General features: G+C 62.5%; 15 protein-coding genes. 6 read left to right on the top strand and 9 right to left on the bottom strand.

Going from position 1 to position 15,314, the window contains the following annotated elements:
- Positions 1-334 precede the first annotated feature (334 nt).
- Together P9236_RS07810 and P9236_RS07805 are read left to right on the top strand one after the other, a co-directional pair.
- On the top strand, positions 335-1,681 hold the full coding sequence (locus P9236_RS07810; RefSeq protein ID WP_278074034.1) for an FAD-binding oxidoreductase: 1,347 nt from the start codon (positions 335-337) through the stop codon (positions 1,679-1,681).
- 155 nt (positions 1,682-1,836) lie between these two features.
- Complete coding sequence (locus P9236_RS07805) at positions 1,837-2,019, top strand: hypothetical protein (protein ID WP_278074033.1); 183 nt, start codon at positions 1,837-1,839, stop codon at positions 2,017-2,019.
- Positions 2,020-2,032: 13 nt separating this feature from the next.
- Here P9236_RS07805 and P9236_RS07800 read toward each other — a convergent pair whose 3' ends face one another.
- The 5 genes from P9236_RS07800 to ugpC form a co-directional block, all read right to left on the bottom strand.
- Positions 2,033-2,131 carry a putative RiPP precursor gene (locus P9236_RS07800; protein ID WP_278074032.1) on the bottom strand — a complete coding sequence of 33 codons (99 nt, stop codon included), beginning with the start codon at positions 2,129-2,131 and terminating at the stop codon, positions 2,033-2,035.
- 131 nt (positions 2,132-2,262) lie between these two features.
- On the bottom strand, positions 2,263-2,514 hold the full coding sequence (locus P9236_RS07795) for a hypothetical protein (RefSeq protein ID WP_278074337.1): 252 nt from the start codon (positions 2,512-2,514) through the stop codon (positions 2,263-2,265).
- Between the two features lie 328 nt (positions 2,515-2,842).
- Positions 2,843-3,787, bottom strand: coding sequence for a ribokinase (gene rbsK, locus P9236_RS07790; RefSeq protein WP_278074031.1), 945 nt, complete (start codon positions 3,785-3,787; stop codon positions 2,843-2,845).
- A 4-nt stretch (positions 3,788-3,791) separates the two neighbouring features.
- Complete coding sequence (locus P9236_RS07785) at positions 3,792-4,244, bottom strand: RbsD/FucU family protein (protein ID WP_278074030.1); 453 nt, start codon at positions 4,242-4,244, stop codon at positions 3,792-3,794.
- Positions 4,245-4,328: 84 nt separating this feature from the next.
- Positions 4,329-5,387, bottom strand: coding sequence for a sn-glycerol-3-phosphate ABC transporter ATP-binding protein UgpC (gene ugpC, locus P9236_RS07780; RefSeq protein WP_278074029.1), 1,059 nt, complete (start codon positions 5,385-5,387; stop codon positions 4,329-4,331).
- A 279-nt stretch (positions 5,388-5,666) separates the two neighbouring features.
- On the opposite strand from ugpC, the gene P9236_RS07775 reads away from it, so the two are divergent.
- From P9236_RS07775 to P9236_RS07765, 3 genes are all read left to right on the top strand, one after another.
- The gene (locus P9236_RS07775; protein WP_278074028.1) at positions 5,667-7,343 is read left to right on the top strand and encodes a sugar ABC transporter substrate-binding protein; all 1,677 of its coding nucleotides are present in this window, start codon (positions 5,667-5,669) and stop codon (positions 7,341-7,343) included.
- Positions 7,344-7,437: 94 nt separating this feature from the next.
- Positions 7,438-8,559, top strand: a complete 1,122-nt coding sequence (locus P9236_RS07770; protein WP_278074027.1) for a sugar ABC transporter permease — start codon at positions 7,438-7,440, stop codon at positions 8,557-8,559.
- A gap of 8 nt (positions 8,560-8,567) precedes the next feature.
- Positions 8,568-9,485, top strand: a complete 918-nt coding sequence (locus P9236_RS07765; RefSeq protein WP_278074026.1) for a carbohydrate ABC transporter permease — start codon at positions 8,568-8,570, stop codon at positions 9,483-9,485.
- 177 nt (positions 9,486-9,662) lie between these two features.
- Here the strand turns inward: P9236_RS07765 and P9236_RS07760 are convergent, their stop codons facing one another.
- Together P9236_RS07760 and hxlB are read right to left on the bottom strand one after the other, a co-directional pair.
- Positions 9,663-10,406, bottom strand: a complete 744-nt coding sequence (locus P9236_RS07760; RefSeq protein WP_278074025.1) for a creatininase family protein — start codon at positions 10,404-10,406, stop codon at positions 9,663-9,665.
- 4 nt (positions 10,407-10,410) lie between these two features.
- Complete coding sequence (gene hxlB / locus P9236_RS07755) at positions 10,411-10,977, bottom strand: 6-phospho-3-hexuloisomerase (protein WP_278074024.1); 567 nt, start codon at positions 10,975-10,977, stop codon at positions 10,411-10,413.
- 186 nt (positions 10,978-11,163) lie between these two features.
- Here hxlB and P9236_RS07750 point away from each other — a divergent pair, with 186 nt between their 5' ends.
- Positions 11,164-12,186, top strand: a complete 1,023-nt coding sequence (locus P9236_RS07750) for an aldo/keto reductase (protein ID WP_278074023.1) — start codon at positions 11,164-11,166, stop codon at positions 12,184-12,186.
- 77 nt (positions 12,187-12,263) lie between these two features.
- Here P9236_RS07750 and hupB read toward each other — a convergent pair whose 3' ends face one another.
- Together hupB and lon are read right to left on the bottom strand one after the other, a co-directional pair.
- The gene (hupB, locus tag P9236_RS07745) at positions 12,264-12,536 is read right to left on the bottom strand and encodes a DNA-binding protein HupB (protein ID WP_027166452.1); all 273 of its coding nucleotides are present in this window, start codon (positions 12,534-12,536) and stop codon (positions 12,264-12,266) included.
- A gap of 196 nt (positions 12,537-12,732) precedes the next feature.
- Positions 12,733-15,144, bottom strand: coding sequence for an endopeptidase La (gene lon / locus P9236_RS07740; protein WP_278074022.1), 2,412 nt, complete (start codon positions 15,142-15,144; stop codon positions 12,733-12,735).
- Positions 15,145-15,314: the final 170 nt, after the last annotated feature.

Here is a 15,314-nt window from a genome sequence, read left to right as displayed (position 1 = left end):
CTCCCTAAGGTGGAGGAAGCGGTTGTACCGCTTCTCCGAAATGGGCCGTCTGGTCGCGTCGTGTCGCGATGCAGCCACTCACCGCCGGCGGTTCTCGGCCCGCGGCGAGATATAGAGGCCACCCCGGCGTTGAAATGGAGGTGGAACGCAAACGTTATCCGATGTGATCGAGGGTTGAATCGTGGCTGCGCATGCGCCGACTACCCCCCTCTGTTTTGGGCGAATACCGGGCGCCCGCCAGGCGGCCTGTACTTCACCTTTGCTTGAACTGCCTCAAGAAAGGATGGTGGCCGGTGGGCCATAGCTTTCGTCGTCTTTTTTCAGGATGCGCCACTTGCCTGCTTTCCCGTTCTCCGAAGCGAACCCGATTCAATATCCCGGTCCCCCGCCGAAAAGTTCGGACGTGGTGATCATCGGCGGCGGCGTCATCGGTGTGACGACGGCGCTTTTTCTCGCGCGGCGCAACATCTCGGTGGCGCTGGTGGAAAAGGGCCGGATTGCTGCCGAGCAGTCCTCCCGCAATTGGGGATGGATCCGCAAGCAGGGACGCGATGCGGACGAGCTGCCGATCGTGATCGAGGCATCCCGCCACTGGCGGCAGCTGGCTGAAGAATGCGGCGAAGACATCGGCTTGAAGCAGACAGGCGTGACCTACCTGGCAAGCTCGGAAGACAAAATGGCCGGCTTCGAAGAATTCATGAAGATCGCCGCCGTCCACAAGATCGACACTCGCCTTCTGAACGCGCAGGAAACCGCCGGCCTCATCAAAGGCATGTCACGCAGTTTCAAGGGCGCGATGACGACGCCTTCCGACATGCGGGCGGAGCCCTGGATGGCCGTGCCCGCTCTCGCTCGGCTTGCGGCCCGCAAAGGCGTCAAGATCGTGGAGAATTGCGCGGCGCGAACCCTGGAAATCTCGGCGGGCAGGGTCAGCGGTGTCTGGACCGAGGCTGGTCACATCGAGACGTCCAGCGTTCTGCTCGCGGGCGGTGCGTGGTCTTCCCTGTTCCTGAGAAGACATGGCGTTTCCATCCCCCAGCTCAGCGTCAGGTCGACCGCCGCGGCAACGGAGCCGCTGCCTGAAATCCATGCAGGCGCCGCGGCAGGAGAGCATATCGCCTTCAGACGCCGACAGGATGGCGGATACACGCTCGCTCCGGGAGGCAGCCATTTGCTCTACCTGGGGCCCGACGCATTCCGGCATGCGACGAAATACCTTCCCGCCCTGATCGCCAATCCTTTCGGCTCACGCTATTCGCCGGCCGCGCCGGCGGGTTACCCGGACGGCTGGTCGACGCCGCGTCAATGGGCGCCGGATTCCCAAAGTCCCTTCGAAAGAATGCGGGTGCTCAATCCGGCTCCCGAACGTTCCGGCCTGCGTTCGATCGAACGCAATTTCAGGCGCCTGTTCCCGCAGCTCGGGCCGGTCCGCCTGAAGGCGAGCTGGGCAGGCATGATCGACGCGATGCCGGACGTCGTCCCCGTAGTGGATCGCGTGCAGGCGATCGTCGGCCTCGTCGTCGCAACGGGCATGAGCGGTCACGGCTTCGGCATCGGGCCGGGAATCGGTCGGGTCGTCTCCGACATGATCCAGGGAAACGAGATCGGGCACGACCTCACCCGCTTCCGCCTGTCGCGCTTTTCTGACGGCAGCGCCATTCGGCCGGGCCCCGCTCTCTAGCGGCGGCGCCGTGGATCGCGAGTTCAGGTAACCGAAAGCAGCGATGTCATGCCAGCGGCGCTGCGACCATCGGGCCAAATCTCGTGCATGTCCGCTCTATCGGAGCTATTGCGTAGCTGTCTCGTTCCGCACAGGGCGAAAGACGGGAGATTGAGATGGCTGTGCTGTGCCGCGTTTCGATTGACGATGCGAGCGAGGTGGACGAGCTCGCATTCCAAGAATTGTCCTTGCTGATCGAGGGATCGAACAGGGACCTTCGCGTTATGCGCGTGGTGCATGTTCCCGGCAGCGAGCAAGGCGCGACGACGACGCTCGAACTGACCAGCAAGATTCTTTAGCCACGCTGCCGGTTCACTCGCCCAATATGACGCCGGAGGCGACGATCTGGGCGGTGCGCGCGGTGAGCTTCTCGCGCCTTACAAGCGTCGGCTTTTCATATGGCTTTTTCATCTCACCGTTCCGGGAACCGGGCTGCCTTGTGTTCGATCAAGACAGTGAACGCGCTCGCACTCGTTGCGTTCCGAGGAGCGGATTGACAGCTGATGCGAGCCAGACCGAAGGCGGGATGGCGCGGACGTCCACTAACGCGGACGCGCTCGATGGACCGACGGCGTGGAATTTGTCGATACCAAGGCAGCCTTGGTACCTTCCGTTCCCCGTTTGTAGATCAACCGGACCACCAGTCCGAAGTATCCAATTTGAAGGATGATCAACGCAAGGATGGCCCAGCCGAGCGCCTTCCATATGGAGCCGGTCTCCAGCTCAGCCCAGATCGCAACGATCGACGACGTCGCGAACATACCCATCAAAAATTGAGGAAAATACATCAGCACGGCACCCAAGGCTTTGGCGTTTTCCAGGCGACCCTCAACTCGATTTTCAAAAAGCCCGCCGCCCCGTTCGCGGAGCGGCGGGCCCCCCAAATTTGCCCCCGGCTACCGGAGCGCGGTCCACTCCGGCATTGCTGGCAATGCAATGACGATGCCAGACACAGTGACCATTACGGGACAGCTGCGCGGTCGAAGCAAGGCGTTGGCGTCGAATAATATTAACAGTTGCTAATATGCAACCATGTCGTCGTAAGACACTGAATTACAAGGCTCGTGGTGGGCGCCCATTGAGAGATCCCGACCTGATGAGCCGTACGTGAGGTTGGCGACTTCAAGCCCTCGCCAGCAGCGCCTCGACCTCCTGCAGCGTCGGCATCGACGGAGCCGTGCCCGGACGGGTCACCGAAATGCCGGCGACGGCGCAGGCGAAGCGTACCGCCTCCAAGGGCTGGACGCCCTTGGCGAGCGCCGCCGCCAAGCCGCCATTAAAGGCGTCGCCCGCGCCCGTGGTCTCGACCACCGGGCCGGCATTAACGGCACCGACATGGTCGGAACGGTCCTTGGTGTGGAGCAGCGCGCCCTTCTCGCCGAGCGTTACGATGACGGCGCCGACGCCTTTCGCCAGCAGACTGTCGGCGGCGCGGCGGGCATCATCGACCGAAGCGACGGTGATGCCGGTCAGCCCTTCGGCCTCGGATTCGTTCGGCGTGACATAGTCGCAGAGCGCGTAGATGCTGTCCGGCAGCGTGGCTGCCGGCGCCGGATTGAGAATGGTCGTCACCCCTGCCCCGCGTGCGATCTCGAGCGCCTTCAGCGCCGCGTCGATCGGCTGCTCGAGCTGGGTGACGAAGACGCCGGCCGAGCGGATCAGATCGGCATGGGCCTCGATGTCGGCAGGCGAGATCAGCATAGCAGCACCCGGGCTGACGATAATGGCGTTGTTACCGGTACCCTCTTCCACAAAAATGTAGGCGGCGCCCGTATAGCTGTCCGGCGTGTCGATCACGGCGCTTTTCACGCCCGCCGCCTTCCAGGTCTGCTTGGCCATGTCGGCGAAGGCATCTACGCCGAGCCTCGTCAGGAACGTGACGTCGGCACCGAGCTTGCCGGCGGCGACCGCCTGGTTCGAGCCCTTGCCGCCCGGTCCGAGCTTGAACGAGTTGCCGAGGATCGTCTCGCCCATGCGCGGCTGGCGGTCGGCGCGATAGGCGGTGTCGGCGACGAAGACGCCCAAGATCACAACAGGTTTCATGACGACTGGCTTGCCGGCGGCCATCTTCTTACTCCGCGTCCGGCGGAATGACGCCCTTGCGGAAGGCGAAACAGCCGTAGAAGCGGCGCTCGCCGGTCTGGATGACGCAATAGGCCTTCTTGGCACGCTCGTAGAAGGCGTAACGCTCGATCGAGATCATCGGCCAGGACTTGCCTTCGGCCGCGTCGATCTCCTTCTGCACCTCCTTCTGTACCGGCGGGATCTCGTTCGGCTTGCCGACGATCTCCATGCGCGCGGCCGCGTCGTTGACGAAACTGTCCAGCGGATAGAGCGACAGCACGGCCTTCACCACCTCGGCCGCCGGCGCATCGATGCGCAGCAGCTTGCCGAGCACTGTCTGCTTGGCGACGGAGTCGGATGGGAAATTGGTGTCGGCGATGATCAGGTCGTCGCCGTGCCCCATTGCCCGCAGCGCCTGGAGCACATCGGCATTGAGCAGCGGATTGATCCCTTTGAGCATGGTTTCCTCTTGGAAGTCTGTGTGCGGTCTGGAGCAATTCCCGGATAAGTGTGAGCGGTTTTCCGTCCGGAATTGCGTAAAGCCCTAAAGGCGCTTGCCGGTCTCCGCGTCGAAGAGATGGACGTGGTCGAGCCGCGGCCTGAGTTTCAACGTATCGCCCGGCTTGAAGTCGTGGCGCTCGCGGAACAGCGCCACCATCTCGCCCTCGCCGAAGCGCACGAACACCAGGGTTTCCGAGCCTGTCGGCTCGACCACCGAAATCGTGGACGCCACACCGTCGGGATGAATCCCCAGATGCTCCGGGCGCACGCCGTAGACGACGGCCTGCCCGTCCGCAGCCGTGATTCTGGGGGGCATCGGAAAAGCCAAGCCGGCTATGTCGACGATGGGCTTTTCACTCTTCTTTACCGTGCCCTTGAGCAGGTTCATCGCCGGCGAGCCGATGAAGCCGGCGACGAACAGGTTGGCCGGCCGGTCGAACAGTTCCAGCGGCGCGCCCACCTGCTCGATACGGCCGTCGCGCATCACCACGATCTTGTCGGCCATGGTCATGGCCTCGATCTGGTCGTGGGTGACATAGATGGTCGTGGTCTTCAGCCGCTGGTGCAGTTCCTTGATCTCCGTGCGCATCTGCACGCGCAGCTTGGCGTCGAGATTGCTGAGCGGCTCGTCGAACAGGAACACCTGCGGATTGCGCACGATGGCGCGGCCCATGGCGACCCGCTGGCGCTGGCCGCCGGAAAGCTGGCGCGGATAGCGCTTGAGATAGGGATTGAGGTCGAGGATATCGGCCGCCCGCTTGACCCGCTCGGCGACCACGGCCTGATCGGTGCCGCGCAGCTTCAGCGCGAAGGCCATGTTCTGCTCCACCGTCTTATGCGGATAGAGCGCATAGTTCTGGAACACCATGGCGATGTCGCGCTTCGCCGGCGGCAGGTTGTTGACGATGCGGTCGCCGATCGAGATCGTTCCGCCGGAGACGGTTTCCAGCCCCGCCACCATCCTCAGCAGCGTGGACTTGCCGCATCCCGAAGGACCGACCAGTACGACGAACTGGCCGTCGGCGATATCGACGCTGACCTCGTGCAGAACCTTGACGGTTCCGAATGCCTTGGCCACATTGGTGATAGCGACTTGGGCCATCGTCTCCCCTATCTTTTTTCGGTGAAGCTAGCCATTGCCAACGGCAAGGGCAAGTCGGTATCTTATAGATAAAAAGCCATTCTTGTTGACAAGGTAATCGATTACGCGAATAGTGGCGAGTGCCAATCCGACGCATGGTCCTTGTACCGGAAATCGGATCTCCTGGCGACGCAGGGTGGGGTCCCACGTCCCCCTATGGTATAGGAGAACCGCAGACGCTTCGGCGTCCGAGAGATTGGCAAAATCAATTCACGACTGAAGTTCTGGGAGGAACCTGAGATGAGAGTCGATCTTTACGAAAAACTGGTGCGGGCCGGGGCGACCCGCCGCGATGTGCTGAAGGGCGCTGCCAGCGTGGCCGCGCTTGCGGCGGCTTCAAGCGCCGGCCTCGGCGCGCTGACCAAGCCCGCTGCCGCCGCGGATGATCTGCGCGCGAAAATCCTGCAGATACCCGGCGTCGGCAAAGGCCAGCCGACGGACGCCGACTTTCAGAAAGTCGGCGAGCTTTGCCTGGAAGCGACCAAGGCCAACGTTAAGGAAGGTGAATTCGCCGGCGTCGAACTCACTTTCATGGGCCTCAACAACCAGAACCTGCACAACGTGCTGTTCCGTGGCTTCCTGAAGCCGTGGGAGGCCTATACGGGCGCCAAGATCAGTTGGATCGACCTTGCCCAGGCCGATTACAACGCCCGTCTGCAGCAGTCGATCGCAACCAAGACCGTCGACTTCGACATCATCGAGATGGGTGCGCCCTTCGAAGGCGACGTCTGCGGCAAGGGCCTCACCTCGGAGATGCCCGACTGGGTCAAGAAGCAGATCGACATGGACGATCTCGTCAACTACCTGAAGCCGCCGGTCGGCACCTGGGACGGCAAGCAATACCGCGTGACCATCGACGGCGACACGCACAACTTCAACTACCGCACCGACGTGTTCTCCGACTCCGATCTGGCGGCAGCCTGGAAAGCCGACGGCGGCGACAAGGCAGGCCTGACGGAATGGGGCGTGCCGAAGACTTGGCAGCAGGTGCAGGCCGTCACCAAGTTCCTCAAGGGCAAGCAGTTCAAGGGCCAGGACGTCTATGGCTATCTCGATGCGCCCAAGCCCTGGGGCGGCTTTGGGTTCTACTTCCTCGGCAGCCGCGCCTCAGCCTATGCCAAGCATCCCGATGACAAGGCCTGGCTGTTCGATGCCGATACGATGAAGCCGCGCATCAACAACCCGGCCTGGGTGCGGGCCATCCAGGACGTGATCGACGCCCTGCCCTCGGAGCCGCCGGATCAGATCAACGCAGATCCGAACACCACCGGCTTCCAGCAGTTCCTGGCCGGCACCGGCTCGATGATCCCCTGGTGGGGCGACATCGGCTCCAACGTCAAGACCAACGACTCCTCGGTCGTCGGCGACGTCACCGGCTTCTCGATCCTGCCGGGATCGGACGACGTCTACAATTCGAAGACAGGCAAGTGGGATAAGCTGGCCAGCGGCCCGAATTATTCGCCGAACTGCGCCTATCTCGGCTGGGGCGTCTATGTCATGGCCCGCGTCGACAGCGACGAGAAGAAGAAGAAGGCTGCCTGGTCGGCGGCGGCCCATCTCGGCGGTAAGGATCTGTCGCTGTGGTGCGCGGCCTATCCTTCCGGCTTCCAGCCATACCGCAACTCCCATTTCAACATTCCGGAATGGGTGGCGGCCGGCTATGACGAGGCCTTCATCACCTCGTATCTGAAGTCGGAGGGCGACTCCTACAACCATCCGAACGCGGCGATCGAGCCGCGCATTCCCGGCATCTTCCAGTATTACAGCGCTGCCGAGGACATCCTGGCCAACACCTTCGCCGGCAAGATGAAGGCGCAGGAAGGCGCAGATGCCATCGCCGCCGCCTGGGAGAAGCTGACCGACCAGATCGGACGCGAGAACCAGATCAAGCTCTACAAAGCCTCGCTCGGCATGTAGGCTGTCTCGTGAGAAGTCGCGGCCCGGCGACACCTCGTCGCCGGGCCGCATCTTGACCGGCATCGCCCGGTTACTTGCGCAAAAAGGGATAGGCGTGGCTGACCAGACTTCGACCGCGAATGCGTGGCCGGCAAATCCTGCTCCGGCCGATCTTATACCGGCTGGACGTAAGCGCCTCGGCTGGGCCCTGATGATTGCCGCGACGCTCGCGCTGCTGGCGACGATCGTGATGCAGATCCTCTACAAGACCGAAGTCGACACGGTCGGCTTCTACACCTGGCGTCCCGTGGTCTACGCCTATGTGCTGTGGGGTGTCGCGCTCGGCGCTTGGCAGGTGCTAACGCGCGGCGAGGACGGCCAGCGCGCGCTGTTCCTGCTGCCGGCGCTGCTCTTCACCATAGCCATGGTGATCTTCCCGACGCTGTTCGGCTTCTACATCGCGCTGACCGACTGGAATCTCAGCTCGTTTTCCGGCCGCAGGTTCAACGGGCTGGACAATTTCTGGCAGATGCTGGGCGACCCCTATTACCGCAACGCGCTGTTCAACATGGTGCTCTACGTGCTGGCGGTGCTGGTCGAATACGTCATCGCATTCGGACTGGCGCTGCTGCTCAACGCGCAGATCCGCGCCAGAAAATTCTTCCGCGTGGTCTTTCTGCTGCCGCTCATGCTGTCGCCGGTCGCCGTCTCCTGGATGGTCGGCAAATCGCTGATGGAGTACCGGTTCGGACCGGCATCGACGCTGGCGCGCCATCTCGGCTGGAACAATCCGGCCTTCTTCTCCGACCCGGTCATCGCCCGCATCTCGATCATGGTGCTCGACGCCTGGACCTTCATTCCGTTCATGATGATCATGCTGCTCGCCGGCCTGCAGGCCATGTCGCGCGAGGTGATCGAGGCGGCGCGCGTCGACGGCGCGAACGCATGGCAGACCTTCTGGCAGGTCACGTTCCCGCTGATGCTGCCGGTGTCGCTGACGGCGGTGATCCTGCGTATCATCTTCAAGCTCAAGCTTGCTGACATCATCATCACGGTGACGTCCGGCGGCCCCGGCGGCGCCACGGATTCGGTTTCGAGCTTCATCTACCGCGAGTATCGCGACCGCTCGAATGTCGGCTACGGCACCATGCTCGCCATGGTCTACCTGATCATCATCGTCGTGTTCGTCACCTGGCTGCTGAAGATCGCCGGCCGTTTCGTCCGCAACGTCAACTGAGCGGCATCATGAGCGTCCAGACCACCGAATACACCGTTTCCGAAATCCGCTCGCCGGCCGCCTTCATCACCAGTCGCGTCTTCATCTATGGCGCGCTGGGGTTCTGGTCCTTCGTCTGCCTGTTCCCGATCTACTGGACGATAACCACCTCGTTCAAATCGGCTGTCGACGTCACGCAAGGCCACCTCATCCCCTTCGTCGACTTCCAGCCGGACTGGAAAGGTTGGCGCTCGCTCGGCCTGTCGCCGGATTCGATCTTCCAGACCTCGACCGTGCGCGACGAGTTCCTCAAGCGCTTCATGAACTCGGTCATCACCTCGGTCGGCGCATCGAGCCTTGCCATCGTTATTGGCAGCCTCGCCGCCTATGGCCTTACCCGCTATCGCTACAAGTTCGCGTGGTTCAAGAACGAGGACATCTCCTTCTTCTTCCTGTCGCAGCTCATCCTGCCGCCGGTCGTGCTGGCGTTGCCTTTCCTGGTGCTCTACCGCGAAGTGGCGCTGCTCGACACGCGCATCGGGCTCGTGCTCCTCTACACGCTGATGGTCTTGCCGATCGTCATCTGGATCATGCGCGATCAGTTCAACTCGATCCCGGTCGAGCTCGAGGAGGCGGCCCTCGTCGACGGCCTGACCATCTGGGGTGCCTTCTTCCGCATCGTCATGCCGATCGCGCTTCCCGGCATGGTCGCCGCCTTCATCCTGGCGATGGTGCTCTGCTGGAACGAATATTTCTTCGCCGCGCTGCTCACCTCCACCGATGCCAAGACCATCCCCGTCATGGTGGCGAGCCAGACCGGCTCGCAAGGCATCAACTGGTGGTCGATGGCCGCCCTTGCCACGGCAGCCATCGCACCGCTGGCGATCATCGGCATCGCGCTCGAACGTTATCTGATCATGGGCATGACAGCCGGTTCGGTGAAGTAGGCCCCTTTGCCTTCTCCCCTTGCAGGCCCCTTGCGGGAGAAGGTGGATCGGCGCGTTGGCGCCGAGACAGATGAGGGATGTTCCAGGGAACGCCAGCGTCTCACTCCGCTGGAACACCCCTCATCCGTCGCCTTCGGCGACACCCTCTCCCACAAGGGGAGAAGGAGGAGTTCGCACCTAGCGCATCAATATCGCCCGCAGGTGATCGAGGATCATCGCGACACCCTTTTGCCCCAGCGCGGCCGAAGCCTCCGGCGCGCTTTTCGTGTACCAGCCCGTATTGTCGGCGAAATGGCCGGCATCCACCGCCTCGGGGCATAGCGCCAGCATCAGCGATGTCTCGCCGATGCCGGCATGGTCGAACGGATATTGGCCGTTCATCGCGGGTGGCATCAGCGGATGCACCTGCACCCAGTTGAAGACGTTCTCGCCCCGGGCGTGGCCGGCATAATAGTCGGCCATCTTGTCGGAACCCCACCAGCCCTCGCCGCGCTCCTTTTCCAGGAAGCGGAAGATCGCCTGCCGGCCCGCGCTCTTGAAGGCGAGATCGGTCGGCATGCCGGCGACAAAATTCTCGGTCTGGTGATGGATGATGGTGTGGATGTTGCGGAAGCCGATACGCAGCAGTCCGTAGAACAGTTCTTCCGCGAAGGGCGCCAGCACCGGACCGCTGACCTGTACCGAGCCGCTGCCTTCCGGGGGCTCCACGGCATAGCTCGCCGCGCCATAGTAGAAGGGCGGCAGGATGACGATATCCCTCTCCTTCTCGACGAGTTCGAGCGTCTTGATGACGGCGAGCGTGTCCATGCCGACCGCCATGTGCTCGCCATGGTATTCGAGCACGCCGAGCGGCAGCACGACCGGCCAGTTTTCTTCGATCGCCTTGCGGATCTGGTGCGGCAGCATCAATTCGTAGCGCATGTCCCTACTCCATGTTGGTGTGCCGGGCGCGCATCGCCTCAGGAGTCGCGCCGGTCAGCAGCTTGAGCTTCAGCACCATCACCTCGAACAGCAGGAAAAGCACGCCCTCGAACAGCGAGCCCATCGGCAGCACCGAAGTTCTGGCAGCGCCCTGGTCGCTGGCCATGGTCTGGGCCGGAACGAGCAGCGTGAAGTCGGCAAGCTTCGCGGCGCTGCCCGCCGGTTCGGCGGTAAGCAGCAGCACCTTGGCGCCGGCGTCGTGGGCGACACGCATCAAGGTCAAGACCGTGGTGGTTTCGCCCGGTCCGGAGCTCGCGAGGAAGATGTCGCCTTCGCCTAGCGGCGGCGTGGTCATGTCGCCGACAACCGAAACCGGTAGGCCTAGATGATAGAGCCGCATGGCGAAGCCTTTGACCTGAAGTGCTTCCCGGCCGCAGCCATAGACGACGATCTTGCCGGCATCGGCCAGCATTGCGCACGCGGCGTCGACCCGGTCGTCATCGATACGCCGCACCACGGCGGCAAGCTCGTCCAGCGCGGTCACAAACATCTCCGATCCAGCTTGCGTCATGACGGGTACATCCATTCTGCTTAGGCTTGATTAGGCTTGCGACGCCGCGATCGCTTTTCGTGCGAAACACTTGTTTTTGTTCATGCTATCACTGCGAAAATTGCTGTCCAACGAGCCTCGGTGCTTTTGCTGTGCCAGCGGCGTGATAGTGTCATGTCAGACAAATCGATCCGGGACATTGAGAATATGAAGACACGGCATTTCGACCGCATCGGCAATGGCGGCATCACCTTCACCGAACTTGGCTTCGGCACCGCGCCGCTCGGCAATCTCTACCGCGCCGTCTCCGATGAGGATGCCAATGCCACGCTAGAGGCGGCATGGAAGACCGGCTGCCGCTACTTCGACACCGCTCCCCTCTACGGCCTCGGTCTCTCCGAAACCCGGCTCAACCCTTTCCTGCGCGGCAAGAAGCGTGACGATTATGTGCTGTCGAGCAAGGTCGGCCGCCTCATGCGCGTCTCTGCACCCGACCAGCGCACCGGCATCGGCAAGTTCTTCGAGACGCCCTCGCGCCGGGAAGTCTACGACTACAGCTATGACGGCGTGATGCGTTCCTTCGAGGCATCGCTGGAGCGCCTCGGCGTCGACCGCATCGACATCCTCTATGTGCACGATGTCGACATCTTCACCCACGGCAGCAAGGAGGCGTCGGACAGGCGCATCGAGGAGTTCATGGCGTCCGGCTATTACGCACTGCTTTCACTGCGCGACCAGGGTGTGATCAAGGCCTTCGGTGGCGGCATCAACGAATGGCAAGTCTGCGAGACGCTCGCCGAGCGCGGCGATTTCGACCTGTTCCTGCTCGCCGGCCGCTACACGCTTCTCGAGCAGGAAGCGCTGGCGACCTTCCTGCCGCTCTGCGAGAAGCGCGGCATCGGCATCGTTCTCGGCGGCCCTTACAATTCCGGTATCCTGGCGACGGGGCCGAAGCCGGGCGCTTTCTACAACTACACAGAGGCGCCGCAAGCCGTGCTCGACCGCGTGGCGCGCATAGAGGCGGTCTGCAAGCGCCATGGCGTGCGGCTGATCGAGGCGGCACTCCAGTTCCCGCTGCAGCATCCTTCCGTGATGTCGGTGATCCCCGGCGGCCAGCGGCCGGCCGAGGTCGAAAGTAACCGCGCGCTGCTCGATGTCAAGATCCCGGCAGCCTTGTGGGCGGATCTCAAGCAGGAAGACCTGATGCGCGCCGACGCGCCGACCGGCTGAACGCACGCCCGCGGACGCAGGGCACAAAAAAGAAGAGCCGGGCAGGCCCCGGCTCTTCTGAGCTTAAAGAAAAGGTCTTAGTTGACCGCGTCCTTGAGGCCCTTGCCAGCCGAAAACTTCGGCACGGTGCGCGCCGGAATCTTCACTTCCGCGCCGGTCTGCGGGTTGCGGCCGGTCGAAGCAGCGCGTTTTGACACGGTGAAATTTCCGAAGCCGACAAGCCGGACATCGCCGCCCTTCTTCAGTTCGCCAGTGATCACGGAGAACACCGCATCGACGGCGGACTGCGCATCAGCCTTCGAAATGCTTGCGGAGTCGGCGACAGCGGACACCAGTTCGTTCTTGTTCATCAAAATTCCCTTCCATGAGAAAACCGGAACGTACGACTCATCCGGCAGGAAACGGACTTTAGAAAGAAGCGTTCCGGAACCCAAGCCGAAAACCGCGGAATTCCGGGCTTTTTTCCACTTTTTCGGAGATTTTTCACATGAAAAAGCCGGGCTGGAAGCCCGGCTCCCTCGTTGTGCGTTGCAATGTTAGAAAATGCTAATGTGCAAGCGACTTGCCGGCGTCGTCTCCGGCATCCACGCCGGCCGGCGGATTCACCGGCTCGACCCATTCGATCGGCTCCGGCATCTTGACCAGCGCGTGCCTCAGCACCTCGCCGACCCGCGAGACCGGAATGATCTCCATGTTGTTCTTCACATTATCCGGAATCTCGGCCAGGTCCTTGGCGTTGTCTTCCGGGATCAGCACCTTCTTGATGCCGCCGCGCAACGCGGCAAGCAGCTTCTCCTTCAGGCCGCCGATCGGCAGCACCCTGCCGCGCAGCGTCACCTCGCCGGTCATCGCCACATCGGCGCGGACCGGAATGCCGGTGAGCACCGACACGATCGCCGTCACCATCGCCACGCCCGCCGACGGACCGTCCTTGGGCGTCGCGCCCTCCGGCACGTGGACATGGATGTCGCGCTTGTCGAACAGCGGCGGCTCGATGCCGAAATCGATGGCCCGCGAGCGAACGTAAGAAGCCGCCGCCGAGATCGATTCCTTCATCACGTCGCGCAGGTTGCCGGTCACCGTCATGCGGCCCTTACCGGGCATCATGACGCCTTCGACCGTCAGCAGCTCGCCGCCGACTTCCGTCCAGGCCAGACCGGTGACGACACCGACCTGATCGTCGGCCTCGACCTGACCGAAGCGGAAGCGCGGAACGCCGAGATAGTCGGCAAGGTTGTCCGCGGTGATCTTCACCGTCTTCTTCTTCGTCCTCAGGATCTCGGTCACCGCCTTACGCCCGAGCTTCATCAGCTCGCGCTCCAGGCTGCGCACGCCGGCTTCCCTTGTGTAGGTCTGGATGATGCCGCGGATCGCGTCCTCACCGACCGAGAACTCGTTCGGCTGCAGAGCGTGATCGCGGATCACCTTGGGCATCAGGTGACGCTTGGCGATCTCGATCTTCTCGTCCTCGGTATAGCCGGCGATACGGATGATCTCCATGCGGTCCATCAAAGGCGCAGGGATGTTCAGCGTATTCGCCGTCGTCACGAACATCACGCTCGACAGGTCGTATTCGACCTCGAGGTAATGGTCCATGAACGTCGAGTTCTGCTCGGGATCGAGCACCTCGAGCAAGGCCGACGACGGATCGCCGCGGAAGTCCTGGCCCATCTTGTCGATCTCGTCGAGCAGGAAGAGCGGGTTGGACTTCTTGGCCTTCTTCATCGACTGGATGACCTTGCCGGGCATCGAGCCGATATAGGTCCGCCTGTGGCCACGAATCTCGGCCTCGTCGCGCACGCCGCCGAGCGCCATGCGGATGAACTCGCGGCCGGTCGCCTTGGCGATCGACTTGCCGAGCGACGTCTTGCCGACGCCGGGCGGGCCGACGAGGCACAGGATCGGTCCCTTCAGCTTCTTCTGCCGGCTCTGCACGGCGAGGTACTCGACGATGCGCTCCTTGACCTTGTCGAGGCCGAAGTGATCCGCGTCGAGCACATCCTGCGCGAAGGCGAGGTCATGCTTGACCTTGGAGTTCTTGCCCCACGGGATCGACAGCAGCCAGTCGAGATAGTTGCGCACGACAGTGGATTCAGCCGACATCGGCGACATCGACCGCAGCTTCTTCAATTCGGCTTCCGCCTTCTCGCGGGCCTCCTTGGAGAGCTTGGTCTTCTTGATGCGCGCCTCGATCTCGGCGGCCTCGTCGCGGCCGTCCTCGCCCTCGCCGAGCTCCTTCTGGATCGCCTTCATCTGCTCGTTGAGGTAGTACTCGCGCTGCGTCTTCTCCATCTGGCGCTTCACGCGCGAACGGATACGCTTTTCCACCTGCAGCACGGAGATCTCGGCTTCCATGAAGCCCATCGCCTTCTCGAGACGCTCCTTGACGGAGAGCGTGGCGAGCATCTCCTGCTTCTCGGGGATCTTGATGGCGAGATGCGAGGCAACCGTGTCGGCGAGCTTGGAATAGTCGTCGATCTGGCTGGCGGCACCCACCACTTCGGGCGAGATCTTCTTGTTCAGCTTGACGTAATTTTCGAAGTCGGTGACGACCGAGCGGGCAAGCGCCTCGATCTCGACCTCTTCCTCCTCCGGCTCGACCAGCGCCGTGGCGCGGGCCTCGTGGAAATCGGCACGGTCGGTGAACGAGACGACCTTGGCGCGCGAGGCGCCCTCGACCAGCACCTTCACGGTGCCGTCGGGCAGCTTCAGGAGCTGCAGCACATTGGCGAGCGTGCCGATGTCGAAAATGGCATCGGGCTCAGGATCGTCGTCGGCTGCGTTCATCTGGGTGGCAAGCAGGATCTGCTTTTCCTGCCCCATCACTTCTTCCAGCGCCTTGATCGACTTTTCACGGCCCACGAAGAGCGGAACGATCATGTGCGGGAACACGACGATATCGCGCAGTGGGAGGACTGCGAAAACGCCGTCGCTGGAAGACTTGGATATCTTGGCCATTGTCCAACCTTTCATGTCGCGGCCGCTAATTGAGCCAACCGCGAATCTCATATTAACGACCGAGCGTCGTTCCGCCTACCACCGTTTGTGACGGGAGTTTTACAGCACAGAATTCGGCGCTTCGGCCTTCCGCTGTTAGGTGGATGCGGGCGGAGCAAAGATCAAGGGTT

The organism is Mesorhizobium sp. WSM4884, assembly GCF_029625675.1.
Taxonomy (GTDB): domain Bacteria; phylum Pseudomonadota; class Alphaproteobacteria; order Rhizobiales; family Rhizobiaceae; genus Mesorhizobium.
The sequence above is the reverse complement of the archived record's forward strand: the minus strand, read 5'-3'. Positions and strand labels throughout refer to the sequence as shown.